Raw genomic sequence first — 2,355 nt, 5'->3', positions numbered from 1 at the left:
GGGGAACAGTCCCTCCCCTCCTCCGGACACGACGGCCCACGGAGCTGACGGGCAGTTCCCCGCGGCCATTTGGATATCCAAATCTGGATATGATAGATATCTTCGAGGAGATATCTCATGCCCCTCTTCATTCGTGACGCTCAGGTCGACGACCTCGCCAGCCGGCTCCAGGCCATGACAGGCTCGCGGACCAAAACAGAAGCCGTGCGCCTCGCGCTGGAGCACGAGATCAAGCGCCAAACCGAGAATATGCTGCCGAGCCAACGAATCGGCAATGCTCTCGCGATCGTCGCTGGCATTCGGGCCAACGCTGCGGAGCGCGGCCTTGCCGGCACGGACGATTTCGACATGAAGGCCTTCACCGACGAGATGTGGGGCGTCTGATGTTCCTCGATGCCTCGGCCATTGTTGCTATTCTCGGCGGCGAACCCGATGGGCCCGAGCTCGCCGGCCGCTTGAACGGCTCGAAAACGGGCTTCTTCGTCTCACCCCTCGTATTGTTCGAGGCGTCCGCATCGCTTTCGCTTGCCGCGAAGCTCGCCCGCGAAACCGGCTTACCGCGCGACGCCGCCCTCCTCGCCAAGGCGGAAACCGCGGTGCGGGAATTCGTCACCTCGCTCGGCGCCCAGGAAATGTCCGTCTCGCCGGATATGGTCGCAAGGCCCTCGAAGCGGCGCAGACCTATAGCTGCCTGGTCGACCATCCCGCGCAGCTCAATTTCGGGGACTGCTTCGCCTATGCCTGCGCCAAGGCCTACCGAATCCCGCTCCTCTACAAGGAAAGCGACTTCGCGCAGACGGATCTCCGATAGCGACGGGCAGCTTTGCGGAAGGAGGCGGGCCGGTAGTGGCATGTTGGATCCTCCGCCCCTCGCCAGGTCGCGTCATTTTGGCCTGGGAAGCGGAAATCGCGCAAGCCGTACCCCTCTCCACTCACGAATTCAGGCTCGTCGACGCGGCAACTCAGGCGACGCACGCATATTCCTCATCACCTCACCCATCGCCATTTGGAGCTCGTCCTGGGCGTCGTTCAGTCCGACATGGCCTGTGTAAGCCGCGAGTGCCGCGAATTTCAGTGCGGCTAACATGGCAGCTTCGCTGCCCAGCTCCCGTGAGACCTGCTTCGCCGGATGTTTCTCCAGCACAAAAAGTGCCGACTGGGTGATCGTTTGCCCGATCTCGTCGATCAGATCGTCGAACGCAGCAAGCTCAAGATCGTCTTCCGAGCGGCTCGGCCGCGGCAATGGCGGGGTGTTTCGGACGGCCAGTGTCATTTCGCCGACCACCTCGTCCACCAAGCCACGATCTCGCCGGCGCGGGCATCGAGCTCGTCCCAGGGGATACGCCGTGTCCCGAGGCCTTCCTGCGCGCGATGCTCCGCCGGGGTTCGTGCCGCGATGCGGGCGTTGATCGCGAGACCTGAGCGATCATCGCCAAAATCGTCATGATCCGCACCCGAGCCGGGCGGTCGCCGAGGCCGCGCAGCTCCTCGGCCCGTTCCAGGGCCGCTGCGATCGCGCCGCCGACGGATGTCGTCTCTCCGGTCAAATCGCCCTCCCCCATCTCTGCCCGGAAACCGTAGCCGAGTCGTCTCCAACGACGGAGTCATTCCTGGCGCGGTTTCGGGTCATTTCGGCCGCCTCGACAGTGAGGCGCGCAATTCGGCGCTGGCCTGAAAGGCGCCCGTTTGGCTAGGCTTCCCCGGCTCGAATCTGGCGGGACCGCCCGCGGGTGGCGGTAGTGGCTTCGCCCCGTCGAGCTTGGCACGCAGCAAGGCCATGATCATCGGCCAGACGGAGAATTTCCCGTCCTTGGCACGGTCGGTCAGGCTGCGCAGATAGCCGCCGGCGCTGCTGATCTGGTCCGCTTTCTGGTGGATCGCGGCCAGCGTGATCGCGGCCTGCTGGTCGCCGAGCACCGCCCGCGCGTCGTGCCAGGCGCTCGGGCTGATCCCCAGCATCGGCCGGGCAAGCTCCGCCGCGGCCAGCAAATCCTTCCAGTGCCGGATTTCGCCGCCTTTGATCAGCCAGCGCATGTTGGGGCAGGCATCCAGCACAATTCCGAGCGGCAGCTCGCGTTTCGGCAAGCTCCGCAGGTTGTGGTTCGCCGCGGCGTTGCCGCCCGCTTCGTTCTCCCTTGGCAGGCTTCTTTCAGATTCAGATGGAATATCTGGGTTTGAATTCTGTATGTGGCGACCAGAATGGGACTCATTGGCGTCCAGATTCTGTGTTTTCGCAAACGTTTCCAACAGCTCACGGATCTCGCGCCAGAGCGTTTCCATCTCGCCGCCGATGCTCTCCAGGAGCTGCCGTGGTGCAGTCCGGGGAATCCGCCCGGCGATCCCTTGGTAAGCCTG

General features: G+C 64.0%; 3 protein-coding genes. 1 reads left to right on the top strand and 2 read right to left on the bottom strand.

All coding sequences use genetic code 11. From position 1 onward, the window contains the following. The first annotated feature begins 117 nt into the window (after positions 1-117). Positions 118-384: a type II toxin-antitoxin system VapB family antitoxin gene (locus tag CWO89_RS43245; RefSeq protein ID WP_130584276.1), complete on the top strand. Its 267-nt coding sequence runs from the start codon at positions 118-120 to the stop codon at positions 382-384. Positions 385-940: 556 nt separating this feature from the next. On the opposite strand, the gene CWO89_RS43235 is transcribed toward CWO89_RS43245, so the two are convergent. Next, on the bottom strand, positions 941-1,297 hold the full coding sequence (locus CWO89_RS43235) for a hypothetical protein (RefSeq protein ID WP_130584275.1): 357 nt from the start codon (positions 1,295-1,297) through the stop codon (positions 941-943). A gap of 329 nt (positions 1,298-1,626) precedes the next feature. Next, the coding region (repC, locus tag CWO89_RS43230) for a plasmid replication protein RepC (protein WP_245476840.1) at positions 1,627-2,355 on the bottom strand (729 nt) is incomplete at its 5' end.

The organism is Bradyrhizobium sp. Leo170, assembly GCF_004296405.1.
Taxonomy (GTDB): Bacteria; Pseudomonadota; Alphaproteobacteria; order Rhizobiales; family Xanthobacteraceae; genus Bradyrhizobium.
This window is presented reverse-complemented; position numbering and strand designations above follow the sequence as displayed.